15 protein-coding genes, 1 other RNA gene and 1 riboswitch are annotated in these 20,875 nt (G+C 68.1%); of the genes, 7 read left to right on the top strand and 9 right to left on the bottom strand.

The genetic code is table 11. From position 1 onward, the window contains the following. Positions 1-84 precede the first annotated feature (84 nt). Both ACLJOO_RS28285 and ACLJOO_RS28290 read left to right on the top strand, forming a co-directional pair. Positions 85-9,306 carry a hypothetical protein gene (locus ACLJOO_RS28285; protein WP_410790438.1) on the top strand — a complete coding sequence of 3,074 codons (9,222 nt, stop codon included), beginning with the start codon at positions 85-87 and terminating at the stop codon, positions 9,304-9,306. Between the two features lie 468 nt (positions 9,307-9,774). Beyond that, entirely contained in the window at positions 9,775-10,005 is a 231-nt protein-coding gene (locus ACLJOO_RS28290; protein ID WP_410790439.1) for a hypothetical protein, read from the top strand. Between the two features lie 43 nt (positions 10,006-10,048). Here ACLJOO_RS28290 and ACLJOO_RS28295 read toward each other — a convergent pair whose 3' ends face one another. After that, positions 10,049-10,639, bottom strand: coding sequence for a hypothetical protein (locus ACLJOO_RS28295; RefSeq protein WP_410790440.1), 591 nt, complete (start codon positions 10,637-10,639; stop codon positions 10,049-10,051). Positions 10,640-11,826: 1,187 nt separating this feature from the next. On the opposite strand from ACLJOO_RS28295, the gene ACLJOO_RS28300 reads away from it, so the two are divergent. Then, positions 11,827-12,015 (top strand): hypothetical protein, encoded by a 189-nt coding sequence (locus ACLJOO_RS28300; RefSeq protein WP_410790441.1) that lies wholly within the window; start codon positions 11,827-11,829, stop codon positions 12,013-12,015. Between the two features lie 102 nt (positions 12,016-12,117). Here the strand turns inward: ACLJOO_RS28300 and ACLJOO_RS28305 are convergent, their stop codons facing one another. Next, entirely contained in the window at positions 12,118-12,861 is a 744-nt protein-coding gene (locus ACLJOO_RS28305; protein WP_410790442.1) for a GAF and ANTAR domain-containing protein, read from the bottom strand. A gap of 231 nt (positions 12,862-13,092) precedes the next feature. Then, positions 13,093-13,206: riboswitch (TPP riboswitch) on the bottom strand. A gap of 138 nt (positions 13,207-13,344) precedes the next feature. On the opposite strand from ACLJOO_RS28305, the gene ACLJOO_RS28310 reads away from it, so the two are divergent. Then, positions 13,345-14,253: an ABC transporter ATP-binding protein gene (locus tag ACLJOO_RS28310; RefSeq protein ID WP_410790443.1), complete on the top strand. Its 909-nt coding sequence runs from the start codon at positions 13,345-13,347 to the stop codon at positions 14,251-14,253. Next, the gene (locus ACLJOO_RS28315) at positions 14,250-15,053 is read left to right on the top strand and encodes an ABC transporter permease (protein ID WP_410790444.1); all 804 of its coding nucleotides are present in this window, start codon (positions 14,250-14,252) and stop codon (positions 15,051-15,053) included. The genes ACLJOO_RS28310 and ACLJOO_RS28315 overlap by 4 nt, the downstream gene beginning before the upstream one ends. Positions 15,054-15,086: 33 nt before the next feature. On the opposite strand, the gene ACLJOO_RS28320 is transcribed toward ACLJOO_RS28315, so the two are convergent. The 3 genes from ACLJOO_RS28320 to ACLJOO_RS28330 form a co-directional block, all read right to left on the bottom strand. Continuing rightward, positions 15,087-15,263, bottom strand: a complete 177-nt coding sequence (locus ACLJOO_RS28320) for a hypothetical protein (protein WP_410790445.1) — start codon at positions 15,261-15,263, stop codon at positions 15,087-15,089. 162 nt (positions 15,264-15,425) lie between these two features. After that, positions 15,426-16,379, bottom strand: coding sequence for an RNA polymerase sigma factor RpoD/SigA (locus ACLJOO_RS28325; protein WP_410790446.1), 954 nt, complete (start codon positions 16,377-16,379; stop codon positions 15,426-15,428). 318 nt (positions 16,380-16,697) lie between these two features. Beyond that, positions 16,698-17,126, bottom strand: coding sequence for a hypothetical protein (locus tag ACLJOO_RS28330; RefSeq protein WP_410790447.1), 429 nt, complete (start codon positions 17,124-17,126; stop codon positions 16,698-16,700). 137 nt (positions 17,127-17,263) lie between these two features. On the opposite strand from ACLJOO_RS28330, the gene ACLJOO_RS28335 reads away from it, so the two are divergent. Both ACLJOO_RS28335 and xerC read left to right on the top strand, forming a co-directional pair. Then, entirely contained in the window at positions 17,264-17,578 is a 315-nt protein-coding gene (locus ACLJOO_RS28335; protein ID WP_410790448.1) for a hypothetical protein, read from the top strand. 15 nt (positions 17,579-17,593) lie between these two features. Further along, a complete protein-coding gene (gene xerC, locus ACLJOO_RS28340) occupies positions 17,594-18,418 on the top strand; it encodes a tyrosine recombinase XerC (protein WP_410790449.1) in 825 nt (274 codons plus the stop codon). A 70-nt stretch (positions 18,419-18,488) separates the two neighbouring features. On the opposite strand, the gene ssrA is transcribed toward xerC, so the two are convergent. From ssrA to smpB, 4 genes are all read right to left on the bottom strand, one after another. After that, positions 18,489-18,865, bottom strand: a transfer-messenger RNA (tmRNA) gene (gene ssrA / locus ACLJOO_RS28345). Positions 18,866-18,956: 91 nt separating this feature from the next. Then, the gene (locus ACLJOO_RS28350; protein ID WP_410790450.1) at positions 18,957-19,517 is read right to left on the bottom strand and encodes a DUF1707 and DUF4870 domain-containing protein; all 561 of its coding nucleotides are present in this window, start codon (positions 19,515-19,517) and stop codon (positions 18,957-18,959) included. Positions 19,518-19,599: 82 nt separating this feature from the next. Beyond that, the gene (locus tag ACLJOO_RS28355) at positions 19,600-20,343 is read right to left on the bottom strand and encodes a hypothetical protein (protein WP_410790451.1); all 744 of its coding nucleotides are present in this window, start codon (positions 20,341-20,343) and stop codon (positions 19,600-19,602) included. A 37-nt stretch (positions 20,344-20,380) separates the two neighbouring features. Further along, the gene (gene smpB / locus ACLJOO_RS28360) at positions 20,381-20,854 is read right to left on the bottom strand and encodes an SsrA-binding protein SmpB (RefSeq protein ID WP_410790452.1); all 474 of its coding nucleotides are present in this window, start codon (positions 20,852-20,854) and stop codon (positions 20,381-20,383) included. Positions 20,855-20,875 lie beyond the last annotated feature (21 nt).

A 20,875-nucleotide genomic window follows, 5' to 3' on the forward strand; every position in this document is an offset into this window, starting at 1 on the left:
CAGGGCCCTCTACCGGGGTCCTGACTCCGCTTTGACCGGACCGTCGGACCGTCGCCGGATCAAGGCGTACTGCGAGGGGGAACGATGTCGAGGTTGCGGAAGGCTGCTCGAGGACTGCGGGTGCTGTTCGTGCCGATGTTCGTGGCCGTGCTGAGCCTGCCGTCGCTGCCGGTGGTGGCGGTGGCGGCCGACGCCGACGTCGGCGCCACGACGCAGGGGCTGCGCCGGTTCGGCACGTTCGCCGCAGGGCTGGCCGACGCCGGGTTGTTCGGCAAACCCCTGCCGTACATCAAGATCGCACCCGGATCGCCGGACGGGGTTGGCCTCGGCGACATCTTCGACCGCCTGATCGTGGATCGGATCCCCGCAGACGCCACCCACTTCGCCGACCTGGAGGACCTGCGCACCAGCAGCAACCTCGATCTCGGAGACGGCCGCACCGGCGGCGTCACCGCGCACACCACCGCGCCTTCGGCCGGCTCTACCGTCGAGACACTCGAACTGCAGTTACGCGTGTTCCGGACGATCGACGCACCCCTGACGATCGATCGCGCGGCACCGAGGGTGTCGTTCCGGCTGGCCAAGGGCGTGCACACCAACCTCGCGTTCGACGCCTCGTTCACCTTCGCCTACGACACCGCCGCCCAGGCGTTCTCGCTGGTGCGCGACGCGACCACGCCCACTATGACCATCGCAGCGGTGGGCGAGATCCCACCGTCACCCACCGACGACGGTGCAATCGGCCTGCTCAAGGTCGGCGTACACGGCTCGTCGTTCCAGTACGCCGCCAACTTGGTGGGGAGGTTCGACGACCCGAACGGAGACGGCCGACTCGCCTTCACCGAACCGACCGCAGCGGGGCCGGTCAACGGCGAGCTCACCACTCTGTTGCCTGGCGAGGTGGTCCGCACCGGCTACGACACCGCGAAGCCCAGCACCGCGAAGGGCACGATCACGGTCGGCGCGTCGACCCACCCCGGACTCGACATTCCGGTCGCCGACGCCACGATCACTGTCGACGACGACCTCACCACCGCGGTCGACGACGCCACCGCCGTGACCACGAGCGGTATCGACGACACGATGGCCAAGTTCCAGAACCTGACCGCCGACGACCTCGACACCGCGATCGCCCGGCTGGCTGCAGCGGTCCGAGCGGTCCAGCAGCAACGTTCGGCCGCACCGGGCCACGGCGATGTCGCCCTCCCCTGGCTGAACGGCACCCTGTCCGACGCAGTACGCGCCAACGAGACGCTGCTCGCGTTCGTCACCGCCAACACCGACGCCAACGGCCACGCGACGTTCCTTACCCTGCAAGACTTTCTGGACAAGCTCAACGCGACCACGGTCGGCGACCGGGCCGGCCTCAGCATTGGCGGCGTGCACTGGGACGACACGACCTCACAGTTCTCGTTCACCCTCAACGCGTTCGACCACGCCGACACACCCGTCGATCTCGCCGACGCCACCGTCCAGTTCGGCGACACGTTCAAGCCGGCCGGGCTGGCCGGCGCCAACGCGGCGAAGGACTCCCAGTCCTTTACCAAGGTGATCCCGCGCTACGACCTTTCCATCCCGGTGGTTCTCGACCTGCGCCCGCCGGTGCTCGGCGACGACTGCAAGACCTATCCGGACACGAGCGAGCCCAAGGTCAACCCGGACAGCCTCGCCTGCCCGTACACGCTCGCCGTTCACCCGCCCGGTGACACGACGACGGTACTGGCACGAAACCCCGTGGACAGCCTGCCCACTCCGGCCGACCGGATCCTGGTCGGCACCGGTGGCGACCTGCTCGTCGCCAACCCGCTCATCGCCAGCCCGGTGAAGGACGTAGCCGGCACCGCAGGGTTCCTGCAGGTGGCCCTGAACGGGGGCCAGGTCAGGATCCAGCAGAGCACCACCGACCCGATGATCCGGATCAGCCTCAAGGACCAGGGCCTGATCCGTCTCACCACGCTGGTGACCCAGCTATCAACCAACTCGACGACACTGCTGGACTACGTCACCCAGGGCAAGGCGTCAGCCACCGGCATGCACGCCTCCGTCCCCGGCGCACCGGACTTCTTCACCGGCACCACCGACGGGGTCAGCGCGAGCCAGTCCGACATCACCCAGCCGTCCACGGCCGTCGTCGATTCCGCAGGTCTGGCCGAGCGGGTCAAACCGTTCCTCTTCGACCCGGGCAACCCTGCCGCCCTCCGCGGCAAGATCGCTAACTCGCTGTCCACGCTGGCCACGGCCCTGGATCAGTTGCCTGCGAACGCGACCGGCGCCTCCGCTCAGCTGACCAAGCCGATACAGGTCATCGGCCAACCGTTCGCCCGGTTCGCGCAGTCACCCGAGCTCAAGGCCGCGCTGGCCGACATTGTGGCCTCCCCACCCGACAATCTGCAGGCCCTGGTCGCCGCCCTGACCAACCGGCTCGGCAAAGACAACGTCAGCTTCGCGGTCGACGGCGACACCCTGGTGCTGCACCTGACCGATGTTCACGACCTCAACGGCACCAAGAGCCCGCTCGGCCTGGAGTTCACCGACGACGGCGCCACGCAGCGGCTCACCGGCACCGGCGACGACGGCCAGCTGCCGGTCACCGGCACCAGCACCGCCGATGTCGACCTGGTCGTGACGTTGGACGCCAGCAACGCCAGTACGCCGGCCACAGTCAAGGTCCGCGCCGGCTCCACCGTCGCGATCAAGCCGCAGGTCACCGTGGATGCCGGTCGCTACCCCGCCACTGCGGGTGCCTTGGCCCTCACCCTCGGGCCGAGCCAGAACGCAACCATCGACGCCAAGCCGACCCTCAGCCTCGCCAACTCCGCCGACGGCACCGTGTCGCTGGCCGACTGGGTCAAGGGCCTCACCGGCACGTTGGGTGCCGGTACCACCAGCTGCGGCAACGCGGTCTGCGCGCACCTGCCGGCCGCGAAGTCCGACGGCACCGCACTGGATGGGGCGTTCGACACCGACCTGGCCGCCGACAAGTCCCTCATGGGCACCCCTGGCTCGCCGGGCTCCGCACCGAGCGACTTCGGCGCCGCGCAGGCCGCCACCACCCTTCCGCTGGGCACCATGTCCGCCGCGGTCGACCCGCTTGCGGGCAATCTCAAGGCAGGGCTGAAGACCGCCAGCCTCGACGGCAAGCTCCCGCTGGTCGGCAACGACCTGCAGGAAGGCACCAAGTTCCTCGACACCCTGCAGACACAGCTCCGCGGCGCGCTCCAAGCGCTGCCCGACACCAAGGCCGGCACCGTCGGCAGTGTCAAGACCGCACTCAACGGCGTCCAGGCGAAGGTGCCGAGCGCCACCGCGATCGTCCCCAAGGTCATGTGCGGCGGTACGACGGAATGCACCGACGACTCGGCCGAGGCCACCACCATCACCGGAGTCAAGCTGCTGATGGATTTCGGGCAAGGTACTGTCGACAGCGCCTCGGGCTGCGAGCCGTGCGCGCCCGCACCGACGGACAAGCCGAAGTTCTCCATCGGCATCCCGGCACTGCAACTGTCTGCCACGTCACCACCCGACGCACGGGTCGGGTGGAAGCTGCACCTGGCGCTGAGCTTCGACAAGGTGAGTGGACTCACTCTTGCGACCGGCGGCCCCGACTCGACGGGCCCGGAGTTCCAGGTCGGTATCGGCGTCACAGTGCCCGACTTCGACGGCAACCTCGCCTTCGTCAAGGTGCACGCCAGCGACGCCGACGCCGGCGCCGGCCCCGAGTTCGCCGGCGCGTTCAGCCTCGATCTGAAGGCCCCGAGCGGTGACCGCCTGACCCTCGACCAACTCACCGCGGCCGCCGACCCGGGCGCGCTGTTCGACGTCAAGCTGACCGGCCAGGTCAACATCAACTGGAAACTCGAGGCGACGGCCGACTCCAACCTGCCCGGCATCTTCGCCACCCTCGGAGTGCACTGGACCTTGACCGGAGCCGGCCCGGGCAACGCCGGCCTGCCGATCATTACCTTCAGCAACGTCGGTCTCGATCTGCAGCCGCTGTTCGACGGAGTGCTGCAACCGATCTACGACAACGTCAAGAAGGTCACGGGCCCGCTCAAGCCGGTCGTGGACGCGATCAACGCGCCGATCCCGGGCCTGTCCGACGTGAGCCGACTGGTCGGCGGCGGCGACTTCTCCACGCTCACCCTGATGCAGCTCTACGGCACCTTCGGAAACAACGATTTCAACGCGCTCGCACGCATCCTGCGCCTGGCCGGGTCCGGTGTGACGTTCGCCGGTACGGGCCAGGTGCAACTCGGCGGGTTCTCCATCGACCCGCAGAAGGCGCTGGGCACGGTGCCGACCCCGGACCACATCCAGGAACTGGCCGTCGGCACCCTGGCCAACGCGCAGGACAAGATCCGGCAGGCGTGCTCGGCGTGTGGCAAGCAACTGGACGACCTGCGCGCCCTGGGTGTGGACAACGGCAGCTACGGCTTCCACCTGCCGATCATCGAGGACCCGAAGAGCATGATCGGCCTGCTGCTCGGCCAAGACGTCCCGCTGGCCAGCTACGACAGTGGCCCGTTCAGCAAAGGCTTCCAGTTCTCGGTGCCGATCGGCCCGATCCCGATCGGGCCGATCCCGGTGCTGATCCAGATCGGCGCGGGCGGCTCGGTGTCGCTGCGCTTCCGGGCCGGGTTCGACACCGCGGGCATCCGCAAGGCGCTGCAGGCCGGTGAGCAGGCGCCCCGATTCGCCGACGGCTTCTACCTGCAGGACTGGGACGACAACGGCGCCGAGCGGCCGGAGATCACCATCGACGGCGGACCCTTCGTCAAGGCCGGCGTGACCCTCGGCGTGATCAGCGCAGGCGTGGGCGCGGACATCAAGCTCACCGTCGGCCTCGACCTGCACGACACCGACAGCCCAGGCAAGCCCGACCAGGCCGGCACCGGGAACGGCGACGGCAAGGTCCGGCTGGCCGAGGTCGGCCGCGACGCAGCCGGCAACTTCGATGTCGCCTGCCTGTTCGACGCCAACGGCGGCATCTCGGCCGACGTGTTCGCGTTCTTCAGCATCGACGTCCCACTGGTGGGCGGCACCTGGGCCTTCAAGCTCCTCGAGGCCACGCTGCTGGATCTGAGCCACAGCTGCAAGCCGCGGCCCGATCCGATCCTGGCCGACTTGCGCACCAACGGTGACCTGATCGTGCACGTCGGGGCCTTCGGCAAGGAGACGTACCGCAAGGGCGGCTGGGGCAACGACCTCGCCCCACAGAAAGACGCCGACGAGTCGGTGACAGTGCGGGTACTGCGCGATGCGGGCGGCAAGCCTACCGGCGCGGGCGTCGACCTGCTGCGCTACCACCACGACTTCCCCGGCGCCAAGCGGGTGGTCGTGGACGCGCGCGGCTACAGCGGCAAGGAGACAGTGAACCTGCTCGGCGACGGCAGCGGCGTCGAACCCGGCCAGAAGGCGGTCGTGCACCAGTTCGACCTGCCCGCAGTGGTGCTGGGCGGCAACGGTGACGACCAGATCAAGGTCGACGCCAAGGCCGGCATACCGGTCGCCGCCGACGGCGGTCCGGGTGTCGACTCGATCACCACCGGTGGTGGCGACGACCTGGTCAGCGGCGGCGCCAACGCGGACAGAATCAGCACGCTGACCGGCAACGACAAGGCCTGGGGCGACGCGTCGCTGCAAGTCAGCGCCAGCTACAGCGCGACGCCGCCCGCGGCACACGACGACGCGATCAGCAGCGACGGCCGGGATGCGATCGATGTCGGCCCCGGCACCGACCATGCCTTCGGAAACGGCAACGACGACACGATCAGCGGCGGCTCCGGGGAGAACACGCTGGTCGGCGGCCTCGGCGGCGATCAGGTCGCCGGCGGTCCGGACACAGACACCATCTACGGCGACGAGCAGGTCAGCCTCGGCGCCGACGACGCGGGCGACGAGAAGGGTGGCCCCGACACCATCGACACCGGCACCGGTGAGGACACCGTGTACGCCGGCAACGGCAACGACAACGTCGGCGGCCATTCCGTCAAGGGCGTCAGCCACGATCACCTGTACGGCAATGGCGGCGCCGACGAGTTGTCCGGCGGCGACGGCGACGACTTCGTCTACGGCGGCCCCGGCAACGACGGGTTCACCGACGCCCGTGGGCTGCACGCGGTCCGCGGCGGAGGGGGTGACGACTGGGTCTACGGCGGCGACGGCAACGACATCGTGCTCGGTGACCGGGACACACCGGGCAACACGTCCGGACTGCGCGCCGCGTCCAGCGAGCCAGGCTCGCCCGCCGACGGCAAGGACCACGTGTACGGCGGCCACGGCGACGACACCGTGTACGGCGCGGGCGGTGACGACACGATGTTCGGCGACACCGGCGCCGCGAACTGCGCCGCCCCGAAACCTGAGCAGCCGCGGTCGACCCCGCCGACGGAGGACTCGGACTCCCTCGACGGCAACGACCGAGTCGTTGGCGGCTCCGGCACCGACACCATCAGTGGCGAGGGCGCCGCCGACTCGCTCGAGGGCGGCACCGGTGACGACATGTTGTGCGGCCACAGCGGCGCCGACGTGATCAGCGGCCAGGACGGCGCCGACACCGCGTTCGGCGGTTCCGGTCCCGACCAGGTGTACGGCGACTACGGCGATGACCACCTCTACGGAGACACGGGAACCGACGTACTGCACGGCGGCCCCGGAAACGAAGTTGCCGAGGGCAACGCCGACGACGACCAGGTGTACGGCGATGCCGGAGACGACCACCTGGAGGGCAATGCCGGCGCCGACCGCGTGTATGGCATGTCCGGCCAGGACGACCTCGCCGGCGGCACAACTCCGGACGCGGTGGCCGGCGGGTCGACCTCGTCCTCGGGCGACATCGGCGACCCAGTGCTCTCCGGCGGCGACGGCGCCGACGTGATCCTGGGCGACAACGGCAGCATCGTCCGCACCGACACCACCAGCACCGCGGACGGGCGCATCCAACGGGTGGTCGCGCTGCTCGACGCAGACACCATCGGCGGCGCCGACCATCTCTACGGGGACGACGGCAACGACGATCTGTACGCGGGCATGGACGCCGACGCCGCCGACGGTGGTCTCGGTGACGACCACATCGAGGGCAACGGCGGCAGCGACATCCTGACCGGTCTCGCCCTCGACGCGGTCGGCACCGGCGCGGACCAGGACGACCTGATCGGCGGCAGTTCGACGGTGCACCCGGGCGACGTCAAGCCGGACGAGGGCGACATCGTCCAAGGCAATGTCGGCGAGGACGTCATGATCGGCGACAACGGCGCGGTCGACCGGCCGACCGACGCTGACGGGCGTTGGCGCACCGACACCGACACCGGTGGCGTTCTGCGCGCCGTCACCCTGTTCGACCGCACTCGGACCGGCTCCACACTGGCGCAGGTCAGCGGTCCGGACCGGATGTACGGCAACGACGCAAGCGATCGGATCTTCGGCCAGGGCGGAGACGACGTACTCAAGGGCAACGCCGCGGACGACTTCGTCCAGGGCAACCAGGGCGGCGACCTGATCGAGGGCAACGGCGGCGAGGACGACCTCATCGGCGGCAGCGCCCTTGAGTCCGCACCCGGCATCGGCGACCCCGACGGCGACGACTTCGTCTACGGCGGCGACGGCGCCGACAGCGTGCTCGGCGACAACGGCGTCATCACCCGGGTGCCGCCCGAACCGGCGACTCCCGGCGACTACCGAACCCTGCAGCTCGGCATCACCCACCAGCGTTCGCTACGCCTACTGGACAAGGAAGCCCCACCGGCACCGGCCAACTACGGCGGCGATCAGATCTCCGGTGGCAGCGGCGTGGACGTACTGTTCGGCCAAGACGGCACCGACTACATCTCCGGCGGCAGCGGCGACGACTACATGGAGGGCAACGGCGCCGGAGACTACGAATGGGGCGACACCCTGCTTTCCGCGGTGACCCCATCCGAAAAGCTGCCGCAGGGCGTGCCCGGCATGCCGGCCGTGCTGGCGGGCGCGCGCAGCCCCGCCGACCAGCTCGAAGGCGCGCAGGGCGCGCCGGGGCAGGACGACCAGCTCGGCGGCAGCTCACTGCGCGGATTCCGCGACGCGAACGACGTGATCTTCGGTGACGGCGCGGCCGACTTCCAGCTCGCCGACAACGGCCAGCTACTGCGCACCCTCGCCAACGGCGCCTACACCACGTACGTCGAGGCCAACCCCACCACGATCGTCCGCCAGGCCAACCGGTTCGACGTCGCCGGCCCGCCCGGTACCCACGGCGACGACTACCTGTCCGGCAACGATGGCGACGACTACCAATGGGGCCAAGACGGCAACGACGAACTGCACGGCGGCAATGGCAACGACGACATGTACGGCGAACTAGGCGACGACCGGATGTTCGGCGAGGCCGACGAGGACGCCATGATCGGCGACCGCGGCGTGATCGTCGACCGGCGGATCGACGGCAGCCCGGGCGACCCCGCGTCGTACACCGTCGACCTCAAACAGCCGCCCGCCGTGAAGTACACGGCGTTCCAGCCCGGCAGCCTGGACCGACGGGTCGACCTGCTCGCAGACGGCGACGGCGACATGAACGGCGACGGCAACCCGGTCGAGGCGCCCGGCCTCACGGTCGGCGGCAACGACTTCCTGCGCGGCGGCGCCGGCCACGACACGATGCACGGAGCCTACGGCGACGACCTCATGAACGGCGACTCAGGCGGCGACATCGTGTACGGCGACGACGGCGCAGACGTCATGTGGGGCGGCAAGGGCAGCGACGACCCGGCCAACCCCAACGACCGCGGCACCGGCGACGCGTACGTCGACTACCTGTTCGGCGGCCACGGCGGCACCGGCACCTCGGCCAACGGCATCGTCACCGGAGGCGCCGACGTGCTCGACTACCGGCCGCGGCCGGGCATCGACCCGCAGAGCTGGTTCGACGCCACCGACACCAACTCGTCCGGGCCCCACCAACACCACCAGGGCATCGACTGGATCTACGGTGGCTGGGATCGCGACGTGCTGCAGGCCGACGTCGCCGACAACGGCCCCAACCCAGGTGACCGGCTGCTCGACTGGACCGGCGCGTACAACCTGTACACCCACTGCAACTCGGCGTACGGCGGGTTCAACGACGTCCGCCAGCACAGCCCGGCGATGCAAGACTTCCTCCAGCGACTCGCCTACGGGACCGGCGTCGGCGCCTCGCTCGACGCAGTCAAGGACCCGACGACGTCCGCCTTCCGCGAACTGGCACTGGTCTACCCCAAGGACGCCGGTGCCAACGCCGGGAGTGCCTATCCCACAACCCCAGGCCACTTCGACGACGTGTCATGCCTGCCATAGCCAAACCGACCCGGCAGTTCCTACTCAAGACCCTGACCCTCCCGGTACAGCGCCTGGACTTCAGCACCACCCTGAACGACGACGGCCGCCGGCGCGGGGGGAGGACTCGCATTGGCCCCTAGATGATGCAGATTGCCATGCCGCACCGCGGTAGCCGCCGCGATGGGCTACGCGATCGGTCAGCCACCCGGGGTCGACGTGAACGAACTCGCCATCCGTCCAACAGCCCAAGGCCGACCTGGCGCTGCTGATCGAGGCGGTTATGTGTCAGCGGCGACACTGCGGTACCCGACGTGGCTGTGGCCGTCCCGAACGTCGGTGGGGTTTGTAATGCTGCCGCGGTGGTGACTCCGGTCTGCGACAGGCCATCGACTGCACGCCGCGGACCAGTCGGCATGGATTGGCTCTGGGCCGATCGGGGTACCTGAACCTGTTCACCGACCGGGCATCGAGGCGAGGTGACCAGTGGTGCGGTCGACCGATCCACAGCCTCGCGACGCAAGCCGGCATGACCGATCCAGGCGGCATGACCAGCTGCAAGTCGCGGCAGCCGCCATCGTCTTCGTCGTCCTCCTCGCGGCCGCGGTGTTCCTCGCCCTCATCGACTCACCACAGATCCTGCTGGTCATCGTGTCCCTCTGCACGGCGGCAGCCCTGGTCGAGGTCGCGGCCGTCCTCACCACCCGGGCGAGACACTGACTCCGAACTAGGTCGCCGCATTGCTGGACCCCCGGTGATCGACTCAGGTTTGGCACGGAGGAGTGGTGGACAGCCGGGCGTCGGCTGCCTTGAAGGCATTGATGTTCTTTGGTGCGGCGGTCCAGGCAGCCACCCACAGCGTCTGTGCATGCGCCGCGTCGAAATCACCGGCCTTGTGGGCGGCCATGGCGGCCTGGTGCGATCGCCAATCGCCCATCGCCGCCCGGCCCGTTGCCAGCGCGTCGCCGACGACCTGCGCCCGCCGCTTGCACACGCTGAGTTCGCTCGAGGTTGCAGTGACCGCGGAGCACACTCCGCTCAGAGTCGCCAGGACCTTGGCGTCGTCGTCGTACCGCTGGAGGTCGGCGGGCCCGGCCAGCCGGGTGCCCTTCCAGATCGCTGACACCTTCGGCTTGATACCGGCCAGCAGCTCGGTGCGAGCCTGTACGTGTTCGGCCCAGTGCCCGATCCCGACCCTGGCGGCGGCGAGCACGTTCTCGGCTGCGGCCAACTCGCGGGCGCATCCGGACATGGCATCTTCACCGGCGGAGACCGACCTCGCCGAGCCCAGCGGGCCGATCGGCAAAGGGGCCAAGCTGCTCACGGTCGCCTCGCCTGGCGTGTTCTCGGTCATCACGACCTCTCTCCCCCCGAGAGAGCCGAACGCTCTGCATACTGCCAATCGATCAAGCGTTTGGGAACCAGAACGCGCGAAGCTGCAGGTATTTGCAGCGACACCTGTCAATGAGTCACGAGCTTGCTACGAAGAGCATCAGCAAGGTTCGTCGGTGGAACTGGTCGGCATGGGGCGCCGACCGTGTTGGCGCCGGCGTTGTGTTTATGACGTTGCCGCAGACGGGTCCTCGTGGGGTCGCCTGGAACTTGATGCCGCCGTCGGCGTTGCAGGTGATGAGGTTGCCGTAGGCATCGTTCAGTGTTCCGTCGGTGGGAGTGTCGCCGCCGAACCGGATGCCCGCGAGCTGGTCCGGCCCTCTGGTCGCGGCTTCGCCGGCCGGGTGACGGCGCCTGGTGCCTTCAAGCCGGTCTCACCGGGGGCAGACTGCGGTTATGGACACATGGATAACAGTTGTCGGATCTGGCCAGGCCAGTGCGCCTCCCGACGTACTGCGGATGTCACGCCAGCTCGGGCGGATCGATGCGAAGCTGCCCGGACTCGAACGCGAGCCGTGCGCACGCAGCTGTGCTCAGGTGTCGCACCCGCGGATGGGCGGGTTCTTGCCGTGGGCAACTTTGACTGGTCGGACGTTGTCTTCGTGCAGAGAGAGGAGGGTGTGCGGCCCGAGCCGATCAAGCCAGAACTGCCACCTCCAGGGTCAATAGAGGCTCGGTGGGCGATTGATGGGGTTGTCAGCTGGCGTGGTCTTGTCTATCGTGGCGCCTGGTTGGGAGAACAGCCGGGCGGCCAAGGGTGCCGCCGGTTGTCGACGGAGATCGAGGATCCCACCGCCTCCAGGTCATCTGTGGTACTGCGCTGTGCCGCGCTCGGCCTGATCAGTCGTGGTCCCGACTCGCCACACCGTGCAGATCCCGCCGCCGAGCCAGCACATGCGAACGCTCAGGGGTGAGAACAGTGGCGTGGACGATTCATTACTGCGGTGATCGGCGTAGAGGCAACGAGGAGCTGATCGGCGGGGCGGGCTGACGGGCACAGTGGTGCTGGCGCCGCGAACGAGACTCACGTACGTCGACAGGCACGGGCACCCGATCAATCGCAGTACTTGGCTCGCCTTGTCTGCCAGGCGTGAATACGTGGTGATCGAGTCCGACCGCGTGGGCGGGGGTCGTCACCGCATTCAGATCATGACGATCTGGGTGGGTTTGAGACCGCCGATCTTCGAGACGCTGGTCCACTGCGCAGGGAGCAGCCGGCCGCGTCGATGGATCTGGGCAAGCCTGGTGGAGGCACAAGCCGGCCATGTGCAGATCGTCGGCGAGCTGACCACTCGCGGTGGCGTGTTCGCGGAGGAGGAAGCACCTGGGAACTCGTGACCGGGCAGGGGCGAGAGTCTCAGACGCTCCGTTTGTGTGCGGCCAGGAGGGCGGCCCGGGTCAGTCCTGGCGTTTCTCTCCGGGGCGTGCCTCGAGTGCGGGTCAGTCGCCGAATGAACCGTTGGAATCGTCGTCCGGAGCGAATGTGCGGCTGTCGACCGGCGCTTGTCCGGTCAGTTTGGTGATGAGGTCGGCGGCGACGTCCCGCAGCTTGCGGTTGGTGTTCTGCGAATGGCGCCGCAGCAGTTCGAAGGCCGTCCTGGCATCGCATTTCTGCTGGCCCATCAGCAGGCCGAGCGCCTGGTCGATCACCGATCGCGAGGCCAATGCCCGCTCCAGTTGCTCGCTCAGATGTAAATGTTGCACCGCTCGTGCCGCGAACGCCAAGGTGGTAGCGGCCTGGTCGGCGACGGCGGCGGCCCGTTCCCGATCCGCCTCGCTGAACGAGTTCGGCTGGTCATACCCGTAGAGATTCAAGGCGCCGATGATCTGGTCGTCGACGACCAGCGGGAAGCTGAGCGACGCGGTTACCCCGAGTTCGAGTGCAGAATCGCGGTAGCGGCGCCACCGGTACTCGCTCGCCTGGTCCGCGACGTCGACCACCTCGCCGTTCTCCAAGGCGTCCAGGCAGGGCCCTTCACCGAGGCTGTACTGCTGCTCGTCGATCAACGCGGCCCGTGAATCACTGGTCACGATCGTGTGAGGCTGCCCGTCGTACCGAGCGGTCATGCCGCACGAGGCCTGCGGCTGCACCACCTTGGCCGCCATGCCCGCCAGCTTGACGAGCAAGTCCTCCAGTCCGGGACCGTTGAGCAGCAACGAATGCACTGAGCCCAGCACATCCACAAGAGGCTCGTCACTTCGACCATCTGTAGCCACGGCGCCACCCGTTCGTGCCTTGACCGACCTGCTCCCCGCCGCAGACTGGGCCCTGGGGCGGAGGGTGGACAGCAACAGATGAACAGTGACGGCAATTCAAACGCTACGCCGCTTGGCGGCGAGAACGACGTCGTACGTCGCGATCACCCAACCCCTTGGTCGGCTGGTCGGGTCTTTGAGCGAAGGCATCGACAGAAAAGACCTGCGAGACGGTTTCCCTTCGCCGGCATTGTCCGGATCAGGTACTTGGGGTCGCCCAATGGTCCTAAGATCGTCAGGCCTCTCAGCCTTTCGGCTCCCTCGCCCGCCTCGCAGGCCAATTCAATCTTGACTCCGGGAGCAGTCGGCGTCAACAGGGATGAACCCCCGACTTCACTGGGCGGCACGCCGTCGCGGATGTCGGCCCGGCCACGCACCTCGTCGGCCTTGCTCGAGGCGCACAATGACGGAGTGGGTACTGCGATCGAGGTCGAAGGGCTCGTCAAGCGGTACGGCGGCAAGTTGGCCGTGGACGAAGCGTCGCTGTCGGTGGCAGACGGCGAGGCCTTCGGCTACGTCGGTCCCAACGGAGCCGGCAAGACGACCACGATCAGGTGCATGCTCGGCTTCGTCCGGCCGTCGGCCGGCCAGATCCGCATCCTCGGGCAGGATGTGGCGTCCGATCTCAACGCAGTGCTCGCCGATGTCGGGCACCTGCCGGGTGAGTTCGGGTTGTGGCCGCAGATGACCGGGGACGAGTGCCTCGACTACCTCGGTGCGTTGCAGCGGCGCCCACTCGTCCGGCGGCGGGAGCTGTGCGACCGGCTGGAGCTGTCGCAGGCCGACCTGAGGCGCCAGATCCGGATGTACTCGCGGGGTATGAAGCAGAAGATCGGCATCATCCAGGCGTTCCAGCACGAACCACACGTGCTGGTGCTCGACGAGCCGACGGAGGGTCTCGATCCGGTCATGAAGGAGCGGTTCGTCGGGCTGCTCGCCGAGCACCGCCAGGCGGGTGGAACCGTATTCCTCTCATCGCACATCCTCTCTGAGGTGGAGGAAACGACCGAGCGGGTCGCCGTGCTCAAGGCAGGTCGGATCGTGCGGACCGGCGCGACCGCGGACCTCACCGGTGAACGCGTGCGCCACTGCACCCTTGTGCTCAAGCATCCGCTCGCCGCCGGCGGGCTGGACCTCGACGGTGTCTCGGAACTGCAGAGCGACGGCCTGCTCCATCGATTCGAGTTCCGTGGGGACATGGAGCCGCTGATGCGACGGCTCGGCGCGCTCGCGGTGCAGGAGTTCGTCTGCGAGCCGGAGCACCTCGCCGAGACGTTCTTTGAGATCTACGGCGACTCCGGTCAGGGTCGGGCGTCATGAGCTCGGTCGTGCTCCGCCATACCTTGCGGCAAGTACGCCGTACGCTCGGTGTGCTGTCCCTCGGCGTCGGCGCCTTCTTCTACCTGGTCCTCCTCGCCTCATCATCGTTCACGAGCGAGGCGCCGAACCTGCCCTTCTTCCAGTCGCCGCCCAAGGCCATGACCGCGTTCCTCGGTGGATCAGCCGACTTCTTCCACGCCGACGGATGGCTGAGTGCCGGGATGACCCATCCTGTCATTCTGTCGTTGCTGACTTCTGCGGCGTTGCTGGTCGCCGCCGGGTCGGTGGCTACGGAGGTCGAGCGGGGGACCATCGACCTCGTGCTCGTTCGGCCTGTCGGCCGCGTGCCATTCCTGCTGGCCAAGGCGCTCGCCTCGATCGTGGCTGTCTCCGCCGCGGAGGCGGGAGGCCTGGCCGGCGTACTCGTCGCCAGGCAGACGATCAGCGGGGTCCGGGACCTGTCGATCGGCTCTGTGCTCCGCGCCTTCGCCGGTTCGTGGCTGCTGTTCGTGGGCGTCGCCATGGTCGGCGTCCTCGTATCGGCCCGGTCGAGCCTGCGCGGACGCGCGATCGGCGTCACCGTCGGCATCGTGGTCGCCTGGTTCTTCATGAACTTCATTGCACTGCTCATCGACGGCATCAGTGGCCTGCGGTTCGCTTCTCCGTTCCACTACTTCCGGCCCATCGACCTGGTCGCCGGCACTCTGCCCGGAAGTGACCTACTGGTTCTCGCAACGATCCCGCTGGTCGCCCTGCTGTGGGCTGTCGCCGAGTTCACCCACCGCGACCTCACCCGCTGATCATTGCCGCTGGCAACCTTCTGAGTCGCAGGGTCAGGTGAGCCGGGTGTCGGCGGTGGGACCGGCGCCCTCGAGGCTGCGGAGTCCCTCCAGCGCGACGGTGAGCATGGGGATGTCGACCTCAGGTGCCGCGTGGAGCTGCTCGCCGATGAGCGCGAAGATGCCGGTCAGGAATGCGAGGTCCGCGCCGGTCACTTCCGTGGCCTGCACCACGCCAAGCGAGAGGGTGAGTGGTCGATCCCAGACCCCGACATCATCAGGGCCAATTAGCGGCAGCGCGACGGCAAGCCGGGGACGACCATCTCACCGGGTGCGCGTGCGCTGACGCCGGATGACGCCGACGCATGACCCAGCCGGCGGCTTGTTCGCTCTTCAGCCGGCCCAGGGGAGTAGCCGACGGTGACGCTCTGGGTCGCGCAGGTCGGCCAATGATTGCTTCTCGAGTTGCCGGACCCGTTCCCTGGTGAGGCCGAGCCGATCGGCGACCTCGGCCGTGGTCCGCGGTCGACCGTCGTGCAGGCCGTAGCGCAGCGTCAGGATCAGTGCCGCGGGCGCGGAAAGCGTGTCGACAACGTCGCGCAGTTCCTGGCGGAGTGCCTGTGACTCGATCAGCTCGGTCGCCTGCTCGCCGCTCAGCGGATCGACGATGAGATCGCCGATCTGGGTGTCCGCATCGGCTCCCACCGGCGTCTCCAGGCTCATCGTGGCCCGGACGTGCTGCCTGAGCTCCGTCACCCTGCCTGGGGTGAGCCCCGCATCGGCAGCGATCTCGCCCGCGGTGGGACTCCGGCCGAGGCTCACCTCCAGCCGGCCTTCGGCCCGCCGTACCCTGTTCAGCTCGTCGACGACGTGAACAGGCAGCCGCACAGTCCGTTCCGTGTCGGCGATGCCGCGATGGATCGCCTGCCGGATCCACCACATCGCGTAGGTGGAGAATTTGTTGCCCCGGGTGTAGTCGAACTTCTCCACCGCGCGGATCAGGCCGAGGTTGCCCTCTTGGACCAGATCAAGGAAAGCCAGTTCGCTCCACGAGAAGCGCTTGGCCACGGCAACGACCAGCCGCAGGTTCGCGCGGATCATCTGGTCCTTGGCCAGTCGACCGTCGTACGAGATCGCCTCCAGGACACTGACACGGTCCGGATCCAGCTTACTGTTCGCCCGGGTGAGCAGCTGACCGGCGTACAGGCCGGCCTCGATCCGCTTCGCCAACTCCACCTCGTCGGCGGCGGTCAGCAGCATTGTCCTGGCCACCTGGTCGAGGTAGCGGCCGACCAGATCGACCTCGTCATGCGGTTGGAGCGGCTCCATCCGCCCGTTGGCGTGCATCGCGATCCTCCATCACCACGGTACCTCTGTGTGGCCGACGGAAGCAGCTGCGACGGCTCCAGCCCGGAACGGCTGCGGTGTTCCTTGCCTCGCCAACTCTCGCGCCTTCTCAAGTTCACAATCTCCGGCTTACGCTGCAAATGCTCGGGGATCCAGGAACTCGCGACTGCGAGCCGAAGGATTTGGGGGAGCTATGCGTCCGACCCGTGCCACTTCGTTGTTGACCGTCCTTGCTTGGGGGGGTGTCCTCGGCGCGGCGCCGGTCCTCGGGGCCTCGGTGGCCGGCGCGAGCACCGGTCCGACCGGAATCGGTGCCGCTCAGCATGCGCTGCTGTTCTCCTCCGACGGGATGCGACCGGACTTGATGGAGAAGGTCTTGTCATGAGGACCACCACGGACCCCCTCCCGACCGCGAGCCAGGCATTGGTCGCCGTACGGGCGTTCTCCGTCAACCGCGGTGAGCTGGCACTCCTGGCCGCCCGAACCGAGGGCTGGCGACCAGGCCAAGACATCGCCGGCGTAGTGGTCGAACCAGCCGCCGATGGAACTGGACCCGGCGCCGGCGCAAGAGTCGTAGCTCTGGCAGAGGACAGCGGCTGGGCCGAACTCGCCGCGGTGCCGACCTCTCGACTGGCCGAACTGCCCGACGAGGTCGACATCGAGCACGCGGCGGCGTTGCCGCTGGCCGGACGAACCGCACTGAACACGATCCGTCTCGGCGGCCGAGCACAGGGGCTTTCTGCTCACACTCGTTACCGAGGAGACGATCAACGATGTCAAGCAGATGACGCCCGGACATGCGCTCGAAGAAGCACAGAATCTGAACGACGCGAAACCACCGCGGACGCGGGAGGACTTCGACGCCATGCGGAAGGTGGCAGAGCGTGGCTAGACCGCCGCTGCCGGTCGGCACCTTCGGCGACATCGACTACACGACCATGGCTCCCAAGAGGATCAGGGCACGAGCGCGGGTCCGCGACTACGACGGCCGCGCCCGTCCGGTGACCCGGTACGGCGCGACCAAGGCAGAGGCTGGGCGCCGGCTGAAAGAGGCGCTGCGGGACCGGATCGGCCCCAACGATGGCGACATCACCGCAGACACGAAGATCCGTGTGCTGGCCGAGCTCTGGCGCAAGGAGATCAAGGCGTCAGACCTCGCGGACGGCAGCAAGGAGCTCTACGAGCGAGACCTGGACTAGCAGGTGCTCCCGGAGATGGGTGAGCTCACGATCCGTGAGGCGCGTGTCCCCCGCTGCGACGCGTTCCTGAGTTCGGTCCGGACGAACAGCGGACCGAGCAAGGCCAAGACATACAGGACCGTGCTCAGCCTCCTGATGGCACTGGCTGTACGGCACGGAGCGATCGACGCCAACCCGGTGCGCGAGACCGGGAAGATCCCCCGCGGCCACAAACAGCCGAAGGCGCTCACAGTCGACGACGAGACCAAGATCCTGACCGAGGTGAGGAGCGACGAGCAGGCCCGCGCTGGCAAGGATGATGTAGCCGATCTGATGGAGTTCCTGGACGGGACCGGCATGCGAGTCGGCGAGGCACTCGCTGTACGCGCCGACGTGATCGACCTCGAGGCGGGCGTGATCGAGGTCAACGCGACCGTTGTACGCCTCAAGGGCAAGGGGTCCGTGATCCAGCTACGGCCGAAGACGGCCGCCGGTTGGCGGATCATCGCCGTCCCGCCGCACATCGTCGCGCTGTGCCGCCGGCGCCTGACCCTGACGTGGCCGCGGAATCCGCTCGGTCTGCTCTTCCCGCCCCAGCTGGGCGAGGCGCGGAACCCGTCGAACGCGAACCGGGACATGAAGGCGGCCCTGGTCCGGATCGATGCGGCGCTCGCCTGGGTCACGTCACACGTCTGGCGGAAGACCGTCGCGACCAGGCTGGACGAGGCCGGCCTGACGGCCCGCGAGATCGCCGACCACCTCGGGCACGCGAAGCCGTCGATGACCCAGGATGTCTATATGGGCCGGGGTGTGGCATCGGCCGCCGCAGCCAGCGCACTCAAGCCGAAGGTGGCGGCATAAAGTGGTCGTTAAGTGGTCGTGGACAGCAGAACGCCCAGGTCAGATGTGCTCTGACCTGGGCGTTCGCAAGGGGTGGAGGTGGCGGGAATCGAACCCGCGTCCTTCGGCGTCGCTTCAAGACTTCTCCGGGCGCAGTCTGAATAGCGCTTTTCTCGGCCCCAGCGTTTGTACAGACATCTCGCTGACAGGCTCAGTCACTGTAAATGTCCCGTGCTGACCCCGTGACCGGGCCAGCAAAGCAAGCTCTCTAAATGAGGCCAGGGGCCGGGGCGAGAGCATCCCCGGGCTGACCGCTACTTTAAGTGCTCAGCCGTCAGGCGGCGAGAGCGTAGCTAGTGCGCTGTGTATTGGCACTTATTGGTTTCCAGAGATCGTTTACGAGATAACCCTGGATCCTCGGCCCGCTTCTCTTGCAACGTACGTCCAAAGTCGAAACCGTTCACCCCCTGTTGAGTTGTCAAACTCCCACCCGTACAGCGGTGGAAGATCCACACTACCAAGTCCAACAGGCTGCCCGCACCTGACATTCCCCGAGGACCTACTTGATCAGCCGCAGGGTGAACGGGTAGCGGAACTTGTTGCCGGCCGCTGTGGCCAGGCCGCCGACGCCGGTCAGCAGAAACCAGAGGATGCCGAGGATCGGGAACAGGAACCCCAGGAACCCGTCGGTGATGCCGGTCGCGATCCCCAGCAGCGCGAACGCCCCGAACGCGGTCAGCTGGAAGTTCAGCGCCTCGACCGCGTGCCGGCGTACGGCGGGGTTCTTCTGGCCGGCGGTCGCGACGACCAGGGCCGGGCCGACGAACGACGTCGGGTACCCGAGCCAGTGCGCGATCGTGCCCATCCCGCGTCCGTCGCCGCGGTAGGTCTGCACCGGCGCCGGCCGGGTGAAGGCGGCCGGGGCGAACGTCGGGACCGGCCGGGAGACCAGCCCGTCGAACGAGCTGTTCAGCTCGGCCCGGGTGCGGGCCTTCAGGGCCTTCTCGAGCCGGAGGTCGAACTCCATGTGGTCCAGCCGACCGTCGGCGTACATTTCTTTCAGGATCTCGACGGCCCGGTCCCGTTGGGCCGGCGTCACCAGCAGCTCTGATGTGGACATGTTTCCACTGTGCGCGCCGCCGGCCGCTCACCCCATCGGGTTCGCCCCGGAGGCACCCCTGACCGGACCCGGAAGGACCGGATCAACTCACTTGTCGGCCGTAGTCGGACAGAACGAACGGCGGGATCAGGTCGACGACACCGCTCAGGACCGGCAGGACCGTCAGCGTCTGCGGCACGGTCCAGGGCTTGGCCGCGTACGCGACGAGCAGGTTGCCGGACAGCCGGAAGTTCACCGGCGGCTGGTCGAGCAGCCACTCCATCATCCGCGGATGCAGCACGGCCGAAACGTAGCGGGCATCCACCCCGGCTGCCCGGAACCGCTGGTTGAAGGCCTCGCTCTCGACCTCGACCCGCTCCATACCCGGCTCGACGGCCGCTCCGTCGCCGACAACGGGTCCGGGACCGATGACCAGGTCGGGACCGACGGCCAGGTCCGGTAGCCGCACGGACAGCTCGATCGCGACGAGATGGTTGACCCAGGTGGTCGGCAGGTAGCGGCCCCTGGTCGTGTGGACGAACTCGGCCATGCGGATCGGGCGGCCCTGGTATTCGCCGACCAGGATCCGGCGCAGGTGCCCGTCCGGTGCGAAGATCCGGCAGCCGGCCACGTGCAGTTGGCCGTCGGCGTCCGTCCCCGGGTGCCAGCCGTACCGCTCGGCGCCTGCCTGCTCCCTGGTGAGCTTGGCCTGCGCCCGGTCCACCCACGGACCGCCGATCCGTGCGATCAGCCAGCCGACCAGAGCGGCGAAGCCGATGAACAGGCCGAACCCCGTGAGAAGTCCAACCACGGCGTCGAGCCAGCCAGGCAACGCGAGAGGGAGCACGGCCGCAAGATAGCGGACGCCAAGGTCTGCGCGGGGGTTACTGCCGCCTGCGGTCCGACAGGGCGCGTTGGGCCTCGCGGTTCGCCTGGCGTTCGGCGAGGGCGTGGCGCTTGTCGTAGTCCTTCTTACCGCGTCCGATGGCCAGCTCGACCTTCGCGTAGCCGTCCTTGAAATACAGCGACAGCGGGATCAGCGATACCCCTTGCTGCTCGACCTCGCGGATCAGTTTCTGTACTTCGTCCTTGTGCAGCAGCAACTTCCGCGTACGGCGGGGCTCGTGGTTCGTCCACGTGCCGTGCTTGTACTCCGGGATGTGCATGCCCTGCAGCCAGAGCTCGTTCCCGCGGACGGCGGCGAACGCGTCGACGAGGGAGGCCCGGCCCTGCCGGAGGGACTTGACCTCGGTCCCCGTCAGCACCAGCCCGGCCTCCACCACGTCCTCGATGTGGTAGTCGTGTCGCGCCTTACGGTTCTGCGCGATCGGCTTCTCCCGGCCGGACTGTTTCACCATCCGACCAGTATCTCAGACCGT

Source organism: Kribbella sp. C-35 (assembly GCF_046549195.1).
Lineage (GTDB): Bacteria > Actinomycetota > Actinomycetes > Propionibacteriales > Kribbellaceae > Kribbella.

Coding starts and splice junctions, on each gene's coding strand:
- ACLJOO_RS28295 (WP_410790440.1), bottom strand. CDS start 10,639: ATGACCGAGAACACGCCAGGCGAGGCGACCGTGAGCAGCTTGGCCCCT.
- ACLJOO_RS28350 (WP_410790450.1), bottom strand. CDS start 19,517: ATGTCCACATCAGAGCTGCTGGTGACGCCGGCCCAACGGGACCGGGCC.
- xerC (WP_410790449.1), top strand. CDS start 17,594: ATGGGTGAGCTCACGATCCGTGAGGCGCGTGTCCCCCGCTGCGACGCG.
- smpB (WP_410790452.1), bottom strand. CDS start 20,854: ATGGTGAAACAGTCCGGCCGGGAGAAGCCGATCGCGCAGAACCGTAAG.
- ACLJOO_RS28285 (WP_410790438.1), top strand. CDS start 85: ATGTCGAGGTTGCGGAAGGCTGCTCGAGGACTGCGGGTGCTGTTCGTG.
- ACLJOO_RS28325 (WP_410790446.1), bottom strand. CDS start 16,379: ATGCACGCCAACGGGCGGATGGAGCCGCTCCAACCGCATGACGAGGTC.
- ACLJOO_RS28315 (WP_410790444.1), top strand. CDS start 14,250: ATGAGCTCGGTCGTGCTCCGCCATACCTTGCGGCAAGTACGCCGTACG.
- ACLJOO_RS28300 (WP_410790441.1), top strand. CDS start 11,827: ATGACGATCTGGGTGGGTTTGAGACCGCCGATCTTCGAGACGCTGGTC.